The organism is Streptomyces sp. NPDC039609 (genome assembly GCF_055596705.1).
This window is the reverse complement of sequence record NZ_JBVIUJ010000005.1, coordinates 61,072-76,625: the sequence shown is the minus strand read 5'-3', so window position 1 is coordinate 76,625 and position 15,554 is coordinate 61,072. Positions and strand designations below refer to the sequence as shown.

Genomic DNA, 15,554 nt, shown 5'->3' with positions numbered 1-15,554 from the left:
GTCACTTCGGCAGCTCTACGGAGGCGACGACACCCTTGTCGAAGACGACATGGGCGATCCCGCCGATCGGCAGGACCTGGGGCTCCCGGGTCGTCCTCGCGACGCTGTAGCCCCAGTCGGGGTCGTACGCCTCCTCCGGGGCGCGCGGACCGGGTGCGCCCGGCACCGCCGTGGTCGTGAGGCCGGCCGGCCTGCCGTCCTTGCCGAGGCGCACGCTGTACAGCGCGCTGTAGTCGGCGTAGACGACCTGGTCACCGGCGATCAGCGGCGTGGACCAGTTCTGTCGCAGACCCTCGGGGGCGGCCTTGACCGCGTACGCCCCCAGCCGCTTCCCGTCGCGCGGATCGTGGACCTGGAGCCCGCCGTCGAACGTCACGACGGCCGTGGGGCCGATCACGTCCGGGCGGAGCTTCTCGACCGGTGCCGCCAGGCTTCCCGTGACGGCGAGGGTGGCGGAGTCCAGGACCCGCAGCCGCTGTTCCGCATCCTGGCCGGGGAGGGTGTCCACGCAGTAGGCGGTCGCCCCGACGATCTTCACCGACCGGCAGTTCTCGGCGTTCTTGTCGGCCCGGCCGCGTACTTCCCCGGTCTTCGCGTCGTACGCGACGAGTCCGCCGTCGCTCAGCGCGTACACCTGGCCCCGGGCGAAGGCCACCGGCTCGTAGGCGTGGGGGTCGACGTTCGGAGTCGTGGTGTTGGACAGTTCCTTCTTCCAGATCTCGGCGCCGTCGGCCAGGGAGTAGGCGGTCATGCCGACGCGGTTCATGCCTCCGGACGGAGTCGTCTCGGTGGCGGCGAAGACGATGCCGTCGCCGACGATCGGACGGGAGCCGGGGTCCTGCGCACCCCAGGCGCGCTTCTCCCAGCGGACCTTCCCGGTGCGGGCCTCGCGCACCTGAAGCCTGCCGTCGGCGGAGACGACGACGGCGTCGTCGTGGACGGTGGGTCGGGTCGCGTCGTCCGCGACGAACACCCCGCCCGTGGGACCGGTCCAGCTGTCGTCCGTCTTCGACTCGGCGAGGTCCGCCGACCAGAGCCGCTTCCCGTTCGCCGGGTCCAGCGCCTCGTACCGCCCGTTCGTCATCCGGCAGACCAGCACCGTCGTGCCCGCCGCACAGCCGAAGGCGGGCGCGGGAAGCCTGGCCGTCCAGCTCCGCCAGCCGGCGGGACGCTGGGCGGGGTTCTGCGGCACGATCCCGGAGGAGTCGGCGGTGCCCTCGAAGTCGACCCCGGCGATCTTCGGCCCGGCCGCCGCCGACGGCGGGGCGGCCGTGACCGGGAGCTTCTTCTCGTCCTCGGGCCGGAGCACATAGGTACCCACGCCCCCGCCCACCACGGCGAGCGCCACCGCTCCCGCGATCAGCGCCCGGCGCCGCTTCCGGGCCGCGGGCTCCGGCGGACGCGTCGGCGCCACCGGCGGCATCGTCGGCAGCTGGTCCGTGCCCGGCGCCGCGGCCGGAGCGGCGGCCGCCACCTCCAGCAGCGGGCCGCCCGCCGCCACCAGCTGTGCGAGCGCCCTGCCGTACTCCCCGATGTGCTCTCGGACGCTCTCGGGCCACGCGGGCCGCCGTTCCCCACCCAGGAGCTCCGCCAGCCCGGCCGGGGACGGCCGCTCCGCCGGAGTGCGGCGCAGACAGGCGGCGATCACCTCGCGCAGCTCCTCCGGCACGCGGCTCAGGTCCGCCTCGGCCTGGGAGACGCGGTAGAGGACGGCCGCCATGGGCCCGTCGCCGAAGGGGTCCTCGCCGGTCGCCGCGTAGCAGAGCAGCGAGCCCAGGCAGAAGACGTCCGAGGCCCCCGTGACATGGCGCGCGCCCGCGACGTGCTCGGGCGACATGAAGGAGGGGGTGCCGACCATCATGCCGGTCGCGGTCATGGTCGTGGCGCCGTTGCTGCGGGCGATGCCGAAGTCGATCAGGCGCGGCCCGTCGACGGACAGCATGACGTTGCCGGGCTTGAGGTCGCGGTGCAGGACCCCGGCCGTGTGCAGGTCGGCCAGCGCGCGGGCGATCCCGGCGCCCAGCTCCCGCACCGTCGCCACCGGCAGCGCGCCGCCGCGCCGCACGGCCTGGGACAGGCTCGGCCCGGGGACGTACGCCGTCGCCAGCCACGGCACCTCGGCGTCCGCGTCCCCGCCCTCCGGAGCGGCCGCCCAGTCGCTCCGCACGAGCCCCACGACCTTGATCTCGCGCCGGAAGCGGTCACGGAAGGCGGGATCGTTCGCCACGTCGCGGCGTACGGTCTTCACGGCCACGAAGGTGCCCTCGCCGGGCAGCCGGCCCAGGAACACCTCGCCCATGCCGCCGGCGCCGAGCCGCGCCAGCACCTCGTACGGTCCGATCCGACGCGGCGCGCCCTCGCGCAACGGTCCCCACACGCGTGTCATCCCCCTGTGACGTGACGTCAGGTCCCGATCATTGCATGTCCATGAAAGGCGAAGGGCCGGACCCCCGAGGGGGTCCGGCCCTTCGACGGAAGGATCGGGCTCAGCCGGTGTACGGCTTGGCGCTGAGGATCTTCACGGTGGCCTTCTTGCCGTTCGGCAGCTCGTACTCGGCGTCCTCGCCGGCCTTCTTGCCGTTCACACCGACCCCGAGCGGGGACTGCGGCGAGTAGGTCTCGATGGTGCCGCTGGCGTACTCGCGGGAGGCGAGCAGGAAGGTCATCGTGTCGTCCTCGTCGCCGTCGAAGGCGATCGTCACGACCATGCCGGGCTCGACGATGCCGTCGTCCGCCGGGGCCTCGCCGACCTTGGCGTGCTCGAGCAGCTGGGTCAGCTGGCGGACCCGGAGCTCCTGCTTGCCCTGCTCCTCCTTGGCCGCGTGGTACCCGCCGTTCTCGCGCAGGTCGCCCTCCTCGCGCGCCGCGGCGATCTTGGCGGCGATCTCGGTTCGCGCGGGACCAGACAGGTACTCCAGCTCGGCCTTGAGCTGGTTGTACGCCTCCTGGGTGAGCCAGGTGACGTTGTCGCTGGTCTGGGTCACAGGTGCTCCTCGTAGGTACTGGGAATACAAAGCATCGCCCTACCCAGAAGGATTGTCCTTCCTGGGCGGGCGAAACCACGAGCCTAACAATTAGTGGCGAAAAGGGGGAGGACATAAACCATCAAGATGGCGTCACTCCTGGTCAGCGCGGGAAACGGAGCTCGACACACCACATGCTCCCTACCCACAGCTACTGCGGGGTACACCCCACGAGCTCGGCGCTGGTCGCCCGCGCGGTGGTCCGGATCGACCAGACCCGGTCGACCCGGTCGGCGGCCTCGTCGACCTTCACGTCCTTGCGGCCCACCTCGGCCCCGTCCTCGGAGCGCGAGCGCAGCGTGCAGACGCCCGTGACATCGACGTCCTTGCGGACCTCCAGGTGCACCTGCACCTCGGTGTCGCTCACCACGTCGAACTTGATCATCTCGGCGCTGATCCGGCTCTCTCCGACGTAGTGCCAGCCGAACCAGCCCAGGACGCCGAGGAACAGTACGCCGAGCACGGCGCCGGCGACCTTGAGTTTGCGGTCGGCACGCTCGTCCGCGGAACGGCCGTAGCGCCCCTCGGGCAGCTGCTCTCGCACCGCGCTCATGATCGTTCCTCTCGCCGCCAGGGGCCCGGAATTTTCCACCCCCCGGTTCCGTCACTATAGAGACCTGCCTCCGCGACGAATCACTGAGGATCGAGTCTTGACTGAGCAGCTGCGACTGATGGCCGTTCACGCCCACCCCGACGACGAGTCGAGCAAGGGCGCGGCGACGATGGCCAAGTATGTGTCCGAGGGGGTGGACGTGCTCGTGGTCACGTGCACGGGCGGCGAGCGCGGCTCCATCCTCAACCCGAAGCTCCAGGGTGACGCCTACATCGAGGCGAACATCCACGAGGTGCGCCGCAAGGAGATGGACGAGGCCCGCGAGATCCTCGGGGTCGAGCAGGAGTGGCTCGGCTTCGTCGACTCCGGTCTGCCGGAGGGCGACCCGCTGCCGCCGCTGCCCGAGGGCTGTTTCGCCCTGGAGGACGTCGACACGGCCGCCGGCGAGCTGGTCCGCAAGATCCGCTCCTTCCGTCCGCAGGTCATCACGACCTACGACGAGAACGGCGGCTACCCGCACCCGGACCACATCATGACCCACAAGATCACGATGGTGGCTTTCGAGGGCGCCGCGGACACCGAGAAGTACCCGGAGGCCGAGTTCGGCCCGGCCTTCCAGCCGCAGAAGCTCTACTACAACCAGGGCTTCAACCGTCCCCGCACCGAGGCCCTGCACCAGGCGCTCCTCGACCGGGGCATGGAGTCGCCGTACGGCGACTGGCTGAAGCGCTGGGACGAGTTCGAGCGCACGGAGCGGATCCTGACCACGCACGTCCCGTGCGCGGAGTTCTACGAGATCCGCGACAAGGCGCTGATCGCCCACCGTACGCAGATCGACCCGGACGGTGGCTGGTTCCGGGTGCCCATGGAGATCCAGAAGGAGGTCTGGCCGACGGAGGAGTACGAGCTCAGCAAGTCGCTGGTGCCGACCTCCCTCCCCGAGGACGACCTCTTCGCGGGCATCCGCGACAATGCCTGACATGAGCGCACACCTGGCACTGACCCAGCTTGTCCCCTTCGCCGCCGAAGAGCTGGACAAGAACAAGGTGACCCCCGGCGTCCTCGGTTTCGTCGTCTTCGCCGTGATGGCCGTGGCCGTCTGGATGCTGATGAAGTCGATGAACCGCCACATGGGCAAGGTCTCCTTCGACGAGGCCGCGGAGCCGAAGGGCACCGCCCCCGCGAAGAGCGGCACGGCCGCGCAGGAGTAACGGCGGACCGCCGCGGCGCGGGCCCTCCCCCCGGGGAGGGCCCGCACCGCGGCGTCCCCGGGCTCAGGCCCCTCCGCCGCCGCGCCTCACGGCGTCCCCCGGCTCACGCCATCTCCAGCGGGACACCCATCACCTCCCGGGCGTGCCGGTTCGGCACCATGCCCAGGTCCCAGGCCTGCCAGCCCGCGTCGAGCTGGACGCCCCGCTCCAGGACCACGGAGTACGCCTCCGCGCAGTCCTCCACCTTCCCGTCCCGCGTCGGATGCCGGTCCTCGATCAGCCGCGCCAGCTCCTCCTGGGCGACGACCGTGCCGACCTCCGCGCCGCCCGGCGAGCCGTACGGGAGCAGCGTGCAGCGCAGGAAACGGGCCCAGTCGGCGCCCCTCCGGTCGTCGTACGACAGGAAGAGGCCGGTGGCCTCCCCGCACAGCTCCAGGGCCTGCGCGACCTTCCCGTTCCCGGCGTCGACGATCGCCAGCTCCAGACAGGTCCAGGCCTCGCCGTGCGCCACCCCGATGCGGTGGAAGTCCGCCCGGGCGTCGACCAGCAGCTGCCGGGCGAAGCCGGAGTTGCGCAGATTGCCGGTCTGGGCCGCGCGCTGGTCCCGGGTCACCCGGCCCGAGTGGTGCCGGGCGCAGGCGAGCCCGTACACGTCCCGCATCCGGGAGAACATCGTGCGCGCCCGCTCCAGCTCCCGAACCGCCTGATCCAGGTCGCCGCGCTCCTCCAGCGCGTGCCCCAGGTAGTACAGCGTCCAGGCCTCGCCCCGCGCGTCCTCCTGGTCGCGATGGCGGGAGAGCGCCTGCCGCAGGCCTTCGACCGCGGGTGCGATCTCGCCCTCGACGAGCCGGGCGCGGGCCAGCTGCGTCAGCGCCCACGCCTCGCCGCGCCCGTCGCGGGTACGGCCGTACTGGTCGAGTGCGGCCCCCAGCTCGGCGTCGGCCCGCTCCACGTCGCCCATCCGCAGACACACCTGGCCCAGCTGGAAGTGCGCCCAGGCCTCGCCGTGCAGGGACTCGTTCTCCCGGTGCAGCTCCAGGGCCGTGTGCAGCAGGGCCAGCGCCTCGGCCAGGTTCGCCCGGTCCCGCTCGACCGCCGCCAGGGCGTGCAGGGTCCACCCCCGGTCGGCGGCCAGCGACTCCGGCTCCTGGAGCACCAGCGCCTCCCGCAGCTTCGCCGACGCCTCCGACAGATTGCCCTGGTGGTGCAGGGTGATCCCGAGCGAACAGAGCGCGAGCGCGGCCCCCGCGTCCTGATGCGCCTCCTGGTAGAGGGAGACCACCGAGGTCAGCGTGGTGCGCGCCTTGTCGAGCTCGCCGAGCTGCCGGGCCGCGATACCGGTCCGCCACTGCACCGACCGGGACAGCAGCCCCTGCCCGACCGCGTCGGTCAGCTCGTTGATCTCGCCGAGCCGGTACAGGTCGCCGCGCAGCAGGCAGTAGTCGCAGAGCGCGCCGAGCAGATTCAGTACGGTCTGCTGGTCGACGCCCTCGGCGTGCCGCAGGGCCGCCGTGATGAAGCTCGACTCGTCGTCCAGCCAGCGCAGAGCCGCGTCCAGCGAGCCGAAGCCGTGCCCGCCGAAGCGGTCCGCACGGGTCGACATCTTGCCGTCGACCATCCGGATCACCGCGTCCGCGAGCTCCGCGTAGTTCTGGATCAGCCGCTCCTGCGCGGCCGCGATCTCCGCCGCGTCCTCCTCGTCCTGGAGCCGGGCCGCCGCGAAGTCGCGTACGGAGTCGTGCAGCCGGTAGCGCTCTCCCCGGACATGGTCGAGGAGCCCGGCGTCGGCGAGCTCCCGCAGCAGCCGGGCCCCTTCCTGACCGTTCCCGCCGAGCAGCGCACCGGCCGCCGCCGCGCCCAGCGAGGCCCGCCCGACGAGCGCGAGCCGGCGCAGCAGCCGCCTGCCGTCCTCGTCGAGATCGGTGAAGTACCGTACGGAAAGCGCCCGTTCGACGGCGTCCTGGCCCCAGTCCGGGCGGGCCAGCAGATGCGCAAGATCGCTCATCGAGCGGCGGCCCAGCGAGGACCCCGCCACCCGCAGCGCCAGCGGCAGCCCCCCGCACAACTCCCGGATCCGGTCGAAGGCCTCGGAGTCGTACGGACCGGGGTTCGGCGCCTCGGCCGCCTCCCGCAGCAGCTCCTCCACCCCCGCCGCGTCAAGCGCCGCCACCGGCAGCCGGTGCACGGCCGCCGGCACGTCCGGCCCGAGGTCCAGCGGCTCCCGGCACGTCACCAGGACCAGACTGTCCGAACGCTCCGGCAGCAGGGTGCGCACCTGCTCCGCCTCCACCGCGTCGTCCAGAATCACCGTCACCGGCAGCCCGGTCAGATGCTGGTGGTACAACTCCGCCAGCCTGCGCACCTGCTGCTCCGCCGACGACCGCTCGCGGAACAGCAGCTGCTCGCGCGGCGCGCCCAGCCGGTTCAGCAGATGCAGCAGCGCCTCCCGGGTCGACAGCGGCTTCTCGCCGCGCGTCCCACCGCCCCGCAGGTCCACCACGCACGCCCCGCGGAACTGGTCCCGCAGCGCGTGCGCCGCCCGTACGGCCAGGGTCGTACGGCCCGAGCCCTGCTCCCCGTGCAGCATCACGACCGTCGGCCGGGTCTGTGTCGCCGCCCGGCCCGCCTGCACCCACTGGGTGATCTGGGCCAGCTCGGCGCGCCGCCCGGTGAACGGCCCGCCGGGGTCCGGCAGATGGCCGAACGACTGCTCCAGGACCGTCCGGCGGCGGGCCGCCGCGCTGCGGTCTGCGCCGCGCAGCTGCGCCACCACCTTCTGCGGCGGCTTCTGCGTGCTCGCCAGCAGCACCCGCTGCTGGTCGAGGAAGGGCCGCACGCCCCGTACGTCCAGCGCCGTCAGCCACTGCAGCCGCAGCTGCTCGGGCCCGCCCGGCTGGCCCAGCGCGCCCGCCCGGCGGTGCGCGGCGGGCCAGTGCGCGGCCGTCACCTTCAGCACGGTCGCCGCCGCGCCCGCCACCGCCACCACGGCCCCGGCGCCCAACGCCGTACCGGCCGCCGTGCCGAGCGCCAGGTCGGCGCCGAAGGCCGCAGCGGCGGCGACGGCCGTGACCAGCGCGGGAGTTCCCACGGCCTGCCTGCTGAACCGATCCGCCAGGGACTGCCGTCCGGCCTCCGCCTCCTCCAGCGCCCGCAGATACGTCTCGTACTCCTCGCTCGCACTCGCCGCCATGGTGTCCAGCGCGGCCCGGCCGCGCGCCAGCAGCGCCGTGGAGTCGGAGCGGCCTCCGGAGCGCCGCACCTCCTCCTCCACGGCGCGTGCCAACAGCCGCTCGGCCTCGGCCCGGTGGCTGTCCCGCATGTGCGTCCCCCTCCGAGAGCTTCCGCATTCCGGCGACAAGTGTCCTGCGTGACGCGCGTCGGCGCGAGGGAGCGGGGCGATCGGCCTCCCGAACGCCTGCCCCCCGACCCGGCGTCCGATGGCGTTCATCTGCTGAATAGCGCGTCCGAGTGACGACCCGGAACCAATCCTTTCGCGGCCAGTTGATCAGCGTGCTTCGGCTAACGGAGCATTCCAGGGCCCTCGAGCTCAAGAAGGAAGACTCGTGATCAAGAAGGTTCTTGCTACGGCGGCAGTTGCGGTTTCGGTCGCCGGTATGGGCGCGACGACCGCGATGGCGGCCGGCGACGACGGCGCCAGCGCCAACATCATCGGCAACCAGTCGAAGCAGTCGATCGGCAACACCTCGACCGACGGCTACTTCAGCCCGAACTTCGGTCTCGTCAACGGTGGCATCCTGCACTGCTTCGACATCCAGAAGGTGAACGCGCAGGTCGGGGGCGGCCTCGCCGTCCCGATCCAGGTCCAGGACGTTCTCGGCAACCCGATGGCGAACCAGACCTGCACCCAGAACTCCGTGCAGCAGAAGGGCGACGACGCCCTCTCGCACATCCTGGGCGAGGTCCTGTCCGGCAACGGAAACATCGAGGCCGACGGCCACTGACGCCACCGGTTCCGCTGAAGCGGCCCCGTTCCTCGCAGAGCCAGTGCGAGGAACGGGGCCGCTTCACGTATCCGTGCCCCGATCGCGCACCGCCCACCCGTGGCGTACGGGCGGTGTTTCCCCGGGTGCGCGAGGATGGAGCCATGCCGAACAGACTGGCCCATGAGACGTCCCCCTACCTCCTCCAGCACGCCGACAACCCGGTCGACTGGTGGCCCTGGTCGGCCGAGGCGTTCGAAGAGGCGCGCCGCCGAGACGTCCCCGTGCTGCTCAGCGTCGGCTACAGCAGCTGTCACTGGTGCCATGTGATGGCCCACGAATCCTTCGAGGACGACACCACCGCCGCCTATGTCAACGAGCACTTCGTCGCCGTCAAGGTCGACCGCGAGGAGCGCCCCGACGTCGACGCCGTCTACATGGAGGCCGTCCAGGCGGCCACCGGCCAGGGCGGCTGGCCGATGACGGTCTTCCTCACGCCGGACGCCGAGCCGTTCTACTTCGGTACGTACTTCCCGCCCGAGTCCCGGCACGGGATGCCCTCCTTCGGCGACGTCCTCGACGGCGTCTCCCGCGCCTGGACCGAGCGCCGGGACGAGGTCGGAGAGGTCGCCGGGAAGATCGTCAAGGATCTCTCCGCCCGCTCCCTCGCCTTCGGTGGCGACGGCGTACCCGGCGAGGAGGAGCTCGCCCAGGCGCTGCTCGGCCTGACCAGGGAGTACGACGCGACACGCGGCGGCTTCGGCGGCGCGCCCAAGTTCCCGCCGTCGATGGTGCTGGAGTTCCTGCTGCGCCACTACGCCCGCACGGGAGCCGAGGGCGCCCTGCAGATGGCCGCCGACACCTGCGAGGCGATGGCCCGCGGCGGGATCTACGACCAGCTCGGCGGAGGCTTCGCCCGCTACTCCGTGGACCGTGACTGGGTCGTCCCGCACTTCGAGAAGATGCTGTACGACAACGCCCTGCTGTGCCGGGTGTACGCGCATCTCTGGCGGGCGACCGGCAGCGACCTGGCCCGCCGGGTCGCCCTGGAGACCGCCGACTTCCTCGTCCGCGAACTGCGCACTTCGGAGGGCGGCTTCGCCTCCGCGCTCGACGCGGACTCCGACGACGGGACGGGCCGGCATGTCGAAGGCGCGTACTACGTCTGGACTCCGGCGCAGCTCGCCGACGTCCTCGGCGCGGACGACGCCGCCTACGCCGCCTCGTACTTCGGCGTCACCGAGGAGGGCACCTTCGAGGAGGGCGCCTCCGTCCTCCAGCTCCCGCAGGACGCCGGAGTGGCGGACGGCGATCGGATCGCCTCGATCAGGGAGCGCCTGCTCGCCGCACGCGACGAGCGCGAGCACCCCGGCCGCGACGACAAGATCGTCGCCGCCTGGAACGGTCTTGCGATCGCCGCGATCGCCGAGACCGGCGCGTTCTTCGACCGCCCCGACCTGGTCGAGCGGGCGACGGAGGCCGCCGATCTGCTCGTACGGCTGCACATGGGCACGGACGCGCGGCTGGCCCGTACCTCCAAGGACGGCCAGGTCGGCGCCAACGCGGGTGTCCTGGAGGACTACGCCGATGTCGCCGAGGGCTTCCTCGCGCTCGCCGGGGTGACGGGGGAGGGGGTCTGGCTGGAGTTCGCGGGGTTCCTGCTCGACATCGTCCTGGACCAGTTCGTCGCCGAGGGCGGGGCGCTGTACGACACGGCGCACGACGCCGAGGCGCTGATCCGCCGGCCCCAGGACCCCACGGACAACGCCGCACCCTCCGGTTGGACAGCCGCCGCCGGAGCGCTGCTCTCCTACGCGGCCCACACCGGCTCCGAGGCCCACCGCGCGGCCGCCGAGGGCGCGCTCGGAGTGGTCAAGGCGCTCGGCCCCCGCGCACCCCGGTTCATCGGCTGGGGGCTGGCCACCGCGGAGGCCCTGCTCGACGGGCCCCGCGAGATCGCGGTGGTCGGCGCGGCAGGCGACGACACCGCCCAGGCCCTGCGCCGTACCGCCCTGCTGGCTCCGACCCCCGGCGCTGTCGTCGCCTTCGGCGCCCCGGACAGCGAGGAGTTCCCGCTGCTCAGCGACCGCCCGCTGGTGAACGGGGGAGCGGCCGCGTACGTCTGCCGTCACTTCACCTGCGACGCGCCGACGACGGACCCGGCCGAGCTGGCCCGCACGCTCGCGCGCTGAACGGTCGCCCCGAGCCGTCGGCCACCCGCCGACGGCTCGGGGGCGTCACGAGCAGACGAGCGAGGCCCCGCCGGTCGGCCGGTACTCGCCGAGGCCGCGCGGGATCTCGCTCGTCTGTGTCGCCGGGGCCTTCGGCAGCGGCCGTTCGGCGCGCAGCGCCGCGAAGATCTTCGCGGCCTCCTTCTCGTTCCAGGCGACGCTGGACCCCACACCGGTGATCGTGGGGTTGAAGCGACGGATCGGAACGGTCGCGAACTCGGTACGGTCGGGGGTGAGATCACGCAGCCGCGCCGCGAGCGTGAACATCTCGGTCACGGAGAGCGAACGCTCCGTCTCCGCCGCGCCGCGCAGTGTCGAGGCCAGCGCCCACAGCCGGGTGGGATCGCCCTCGAGGCCCGACCGGATCGTGTTCCACATGTTGACCACGAACTTCTGCTGCTTCTGCATCCGCCCGAAGTCCATGTTCCCGTCCCGCCGCGAACGCACGTACTGCAGCGCCTCGCCGCCCTTGACGTTCCTCGTCCCCGGTGCCAGGTCGATCCCGGTGACCGGGTCCTTGAGCGGCTGCACGGTACAGATCGGCACCCCGCCGTCGACCTGGTCCACACCGTCCATGAAGCGCCGGAAGTCGATCTCCAGATAGCGGTCGACGTGAGTGCCCGTCATCCGCTCGACGGCTTCGACGGTGGACTTCGGCCCGCCCTCCGTGTGCGCGGCGTTGAGCTTCGCCGGGTGCGCGCCGTGCACCTTGCCGGTCCGCTGATCGGTGTGACCGGCGGGGAACGCGGTGAGCGAGTCGCGGGGCAGACTCACCACGCTGACCCGGTCGTTGCGGGCGGAGACGTGCACCAGCATCATCACGTCCGTGCAGTCGCAGCCCTTGCCGCCGGCCTGGTAGCGCTTCCGCTCCGCCGCCGTGAGGCCCGCCCGGCTGTCGACCCCGGCCACAAGGATGTCGAGACCGCCGTCCGGGCCGGGCAGGACGGCAGGGGCTCCGGCGATCGCCCCCGAGGCCAGGGCGACGAGCGCCGCCGAGGCGAGTACCAGCCGTCGCGGGCGCGAGAATTTCCTGACGGACACGGGCAGTCTCCATCCGCTCGGAATCAATAACGCCCGCACCGTATGTCGTTGCCCGTCGCACACAGGTTCGCGACGCGACGGGCGTAGGTTGAATCACTCTCCTGCGGGGTCTGTGGAATGATGCGGGAACCGCAGCGGATGGGAGGGGAAGATGGCACCCGATCCCGGGAAATGGGAGCGGATGGCCTTCATTCCGAAGAGCCGTTATGTGGCGGACCCGCCGCCACCTGTCGACCGGGGACCGGTCCCCGTCTACTCCGCGCTGGTCCAGCAATGGGCCCTGGCGGGCCGCACGGTGCCGGGGATGCCGGACCGCGAGTGGGAACGTCTGACGACGACACCGGTCTGGCCGCGCTGACTTCGACGGTCGGTGCAATGGAGTGAATACCGATCGACCGACGATAAGCCGGTTTCCTTTCCGGGGCATGGTCGTTGTGATGTGTGCGGCGGAGGCCGGGCGTTGCAATGCACCGGCGATTCGCGAGATCCGTGAAATTCCGTCCGCCGCGGAAAGGACTTAGACGAAATGAAGTGCAAGAAGGCTGCGGTCGTCGTCGCCGGTCTGTTCATGGCTCTGGGTGCGGCCTCCCCCGCGCTGGCGGACGCGGACGCGCACGGTGTCGCGGTCGGTTCGCCGGGATTCCTGTCGGGCAACGTGGTCCAGGTTCCGATCAACATCCCGATCAACATCTGCGGCAACAGCATCAACATCATCGCTGCGCTGAACCCGACGTACGGCAACGTCTGCATCAACCGCTGAGGCGGTCGCGCCCCGCACCGGGCGCGTGCTGAGGGGCCGGTCCCGGAAGACGTCCACGACGACTTCCAGGACCGGCCTTCGTCATGCCCGGCCGGCCGGCGTCCGCTCGTCGCCCGTACGCGGACGACCAACCGTGCCACGCGCCGTCGCCCGCAACCGCTGCCGTACGCCCCGCACGAGGCGCCCCGCCGTGTAGTCGGCGCCGAACACGAACCGCATCGACGGGCCGTACGACGGCGCCGTCAGCAGCCCCGCGAGGAACAGGCCCGGCCGCGAGGACTCGAACAGCGCCCCGACCTCCGGCGCCCCGCCGGTGCCGACCGTCCGCAGCGATGCGCGCAGTTCGGGCGCCAGTACCTCCGCCCGGTCCAGGCTCGGCGCGAACCCGGTCGCCGCGATGACATGGTCGGTCTCCAGGACCGTCGTCCCGTCCGGTCCGGCCACTTCGAGCCGCAGCCGGTCGTCCCCGGTCGGAGCCGCGGAGACGATGTGCCGCCCGAGGCGCACGTCGCTCACGGCCGCGAACCGCTCGCGCAGCCACCACGCGCCCGCCGGGCCGAGCGCCGAGTCGAAGACGCGCTCGCGGGTGGGGGCGGGCAGCCGCCGGAAGAGCCCGGGGGTCTCCGCGTACAGCCGGTTGTGCCAGCCGCAGCCCAGGCCCGTGTGCGGGGCGCGCAGAGACTGCCACAGGCCGCGGTCGAGGGCGGGCGGGAGGGTGTTCCAGTTCAGCCGGTCCGAACGGGCGAGGATCCGGACGGTCGCCCCCTGTTCGGTGAGGAGCGCGGCCGTCTCCAGGGCCGCCTGGCCGGCGCCGACGACGGTGACGTCGCGACCGGCGAAGCCGTCCAGCTCCCCGTGGTGACTGCTGTGGGTGACGTACCGGCGTGGAAGTCCGCGCAGGGGCCCGGGGATCTCCATGAACGGCAGGACGCCGACAGCCAGCGCCACCGTCCGCGTACGGAGGGCCTCGCCGTCCTCCGTGACCACCTCGAACCCATCGGCGCGCGGCGCGACGGAGGCGATCAAGCGCTCGTCGAGCGCGGGGACCGCCTGGCGGGCGAACCAGTCGCCGTACGCGGCGAAGAAGCCGACCGGCAGCGGGACTCCGTGCTCGGCACGGACACCCCGGGTGGTCGCGTAGGCGTCGAGCCCGTACGCGCCGGCCGGGTCGGAGAGATGGGAGGCCCAGGGCTCGGACTTCAGGAACATGCCCGAGGGCATGGCGTGCCAGGACTCCATCGGGCGGCCGAAGGTCCGCAGGTTCAGCCCGTGGGCGGCCGCATGGGCGGCCACGGACAGTCCATAGGGTCCGGCTCCCACAATGACCAGGTCGTACATCGTGCCTTCCGTCCTCAACGTCGGTTCATCTGGCTGGAGGGGGTACGGACCGTCCGCGGCGACACGACGGTCGCGGCGCGTGGGCGGCCGGACCCGAGAAGTCGACGGATCGTCACCAGGCCCTTGCGCAGGGCGTGGAGGAGCCAGGCGCGGGCCATCGAGAGCGCCGGGGCCGGATCGTCGGCGGCGAACCAGGCCGTCTCCGTGCCCGCGTGCGAGGCGCCCGGCTCGGCGGTGTACCGGCGGCGCGGCGAGGCGAGCACGGACAGCGCCGCGTAGTTCTCGACCACGAAGCGGCGTCCGTACGCGGGGGCGTACACCGGGACCGGACGCCCGGTCAGGTCCAGATGCATCGCGCGGACGACATCGAGACCGTCCCCGTCGGCGAAGAGCCGGAACTGGGCGCCGGGGCGGGGGTTGAAGTCGAGCAGGTGGTACGCGCCGGTGGTGCGGTCGAGCCTGAAGTCCAGGTCGAACACGCCTCGATAGCCGAGCGCGGCGAGCAGTTCACCGGCCATCCGCTCGACCATCGGGTTCGCCGCCCAGCGACCGACGGCCGTGAGTCCGGCCCCGTCCGGCCACGATCGCTCCTTGAGCCCGGTGGCCCGGACCGCGCAGTCGCCCGTGGAGTCCGCGTACCCGTGGCAGAACCAGTCCAGATCCCGCCCGGGAGGCAGGAGCCGCTGGAGCAGGAGCCTGCTGCCGGCCTCCCCGGTACGGGCGAACAGTTCGCGCACCTCGGTGAGCGATCGCGCGATCGACGTGCTGCGCAGCCCGGTGCCGGGGGGAAGCAGCCAGGGGCGGCTCCACTTGGTCACGACCGGTAGCCCGAGCGACCAGGCCATGGCGGCGGCCTCGTCGGCGCTCGTGGGGATCTCGGTACGGGGGTGGGGGAGGGACAGGGCGCGGCAGGTCTCGGCGAGTTCGGCCTTGTCGGCGACGCGGACGAGCTGTTCGGGCGACTGGTCGGGCAGGAGGTACCGGTCCGTCAGTTCGCTGCGGTGCGAGGCCAGGGCCAGGGCGCTGATGTCGTCCAGCGGGACGAGGAGCGCGGGTGCCCGCACGTCGTCGGCGAGCCGCAGGAGGCATCGGACCAGGGCGTCGGCCTCGTCGTCGGGCGAGGTGGCGTCCGGACGGAGGTGGACGCCATGGACGTACCGGGAGCGGGCGGCGGGGCTCGTGAGCGATTCAAGAACGACGTGAACCGGGATTCCCACTCTTCCCAGGGAGCGCGCGGCGCCGAGCGTGCCGTGATGAAAAGGGTTCCGATCGAGCCGCACGAGGGCTGCGGGGACGCGGGTGTCAAAGCTCGGCACGCCATTCCTTCATCTCGAGTGCCCCAACTGGGCGATGAAATACACCAATGGACTACTGATCAGATCGATGTCGCGTTCACGGTCGGCTCATTAGGAATACTTTCGGAGTATCTGACTGACGGACCATCAAGCGGCGCGTT

13 protein-coding genes are annotated in these 15,554 nt (G+C 72.0%); 6 read left to right on the top strand and 7 right to left on the bottom strand.

From position 1 onward, the window contains the following. Position 1: 1 nt before the first annotated feature. The 3 genes from ACZ561_RS15535 to ACZ561_RS15525 form a co-directional block, all read right to left on the bottom strand. A complete protein-coding gene (locus ACZ561_RS15535) occupies positions 2-2,386 on the bottom strand; it encodes a protein kinase domain-containing protein (protein WP_470994649.1) in 2,385 nt (794 codons plus the stop codon). A 100-nt stretch (positions 2,387-2,486) separates the two neighbouring features. Beyond that, positions 2,487-2,984 carry a transcription elongation factor GreA gene (gene greA / locus ACZ561_RS15530; protein ID WP_376432708.1) on the bottom strand — a complete coding sequence of 166 codons (498 nt, stop codon included), beginning with the start codon at positions 2,982-2,984 and terminating at the stop codon, positions 2,487-2,489. Positions 2,985-3,174: 190 nt separating this feature from the next. Next, positions 3,175-3,576, bottom strand: a complete 402-nt coding sequence (locus ACZ561_RS15525) for a DUF4307 domain-containing protein (RefSeq protein WP_376432706.1) — start codon at positions 3,574-3,576, stop codon at positions 3,175-3,177. Between the two features lie 97 nt (positions 3,577-3,673). On the opposite strand from ACZ561_RS15525, the gene mca reads away from it, so the two are divergent. Together mca and ACZ561_RS15515 are read left to right on the top strand one after the other, a co-directional pair. Beyond that, positions 3,674-4,555, top strand: a complete 882-nt coding sequence (gene mca, locus ACZ561_RS15520) for a mycothiol conjugate amidase Mca (RefSeq protein WP_376432704.1) — start codon at positions 3,674-3,676, stop codon at positions 4,553-4,555. Beyond that, complete coding sequence (locus ACZ561_RS15515) at positions 4,548-4,787, top strand: hypothetical protein (RefSeq protein WP_376432702.1); 240 nt, start codon at positions 4,548-4,550, stop codon at positions 4,785-4,787. Before mca ends, ACZ561_RS15515 begins: the two co-directional genes overlap by 8 nt. Before the next feature lie 103 nt (positions 4,788-4,890). On the opposite strand, the gene ACZ561_RS15510 is transcribed toward ACZ561_RS15515, so the two are convergent. After that, positions 4,891-8,106, bottom strand: a complete 3,216-nt coding sequence (locus tag ACZ561_RS15510) for a tetratricopeptide repeat protein (RefSeq protein ID WP_470994645.1) — start codon at positions 8,104-8,106, stop codon at positions 4,891-4,893. A 244-nt stretch (positions 8,107-8,350) separates the two neighbouring features. On the opposite strand from ACZ561_RS15510, the gene ACZ561_RS15505 reads away from it, so the two are divergent. Both ACZ561_RS15505 and ACZ561_RS15500 read left to right on the top strand, forming a co-directional pair. Then, positions 8,351-8,749 (top strand): rodlin, encoded by a 399-nt coding sequence (locus ACZ561_RS15505; RefSeq protein ID WP_470994642.1) that lies wholly within the window; start codon positions 8,351-8,353, stop codon positions 8,747-8,749. Between the two features lie 143 nt (positions 8,750-8,892). Then, positions 8,893-10,920: a thioredoxin domain-containing protein gene (locus ACZ561_RS15500; RefSeq protein WP_470994639.1), complete on the top strand. Its 2,028-nt coding sequence runs from the start codon at positions 8,893-8,895 to the stop codon at positions 10,918-10,920. Between the two features lie 45 nt (positions 10,921-10,965). On the opposite strand, the gene ACZ561_RS15495 is transcribed toward ACZ561_RS15500, so the two are convergent. Beyond that, positions 10,966-12,000 carry an LCP family protein gene (locus ACZ561_RS15495; RefSeq protein WP_470994636.1) on the bottom strand — a complete coding sequence of 345 codons (1,035 nt, stop codon included), beginning with the start codon at positions 11,998-12,000 and terminating at the stop codon, positions 10,966-10,968. Positions 12,001-12,151: 151 nt separating this feature from the next. On the opposite strand from ACZ561_RS15495, the gene ACZ561_RS15490 reads away from it, so the two are divergent. Then, positions 12,152-12,358 (top strand): hypothetical protein, encoded by a 207-nt coding sequence (locus tag ACZ561_RS15490; protein ID WP_376445152.1) that lies wholly within the window; start codon positions 12,152-12,154, stop codon positions 12,356-12,358. A 168-nt stretch (positions 12,359-12,526) separates the two neighbouring features. Next, complete coding sequence (locus ACZ561_RS15485) at positions 12,527-12,760, top strand: chaplin (RefSeq protein WP_470994633.1); 234 nt, start codon at positions 12,527-12,529, stop codon at positions 12,758-12,760. 81 nt (positions 12,761-12,841) lie between these two features. Here ACZ561_RS15485 and ACZ561_RS15480 read toward each other — a convergent pair whose 3' ends face one another. Continuing rightward, positions 12,842-14,098, bottom strand: coding sequence for an NAD(P)-binding domain-containing protein (locus ACZ561_RS15480; protein WP_470994630.1), 1,257 nt, complete (start codon positions 14,096-14,098; stop codon positions 12,842-12,844). A gap of 14 nt (positions 14,099-14,112) precedes the next feature. Next, positions 14,113-15,315: a carboxylate--amine ligase gene (locus ACZ561_RS15475; protein WP_470994628.1), complete on the bottom strand. Its 1,203-nt coding sequence runs from the start codon at positions 15,313-15,315 to the stop codon at positions 14,113-14,115. Between the last annotated feature and the right edge of the window lie 239 nt (positions 15,316-15,554).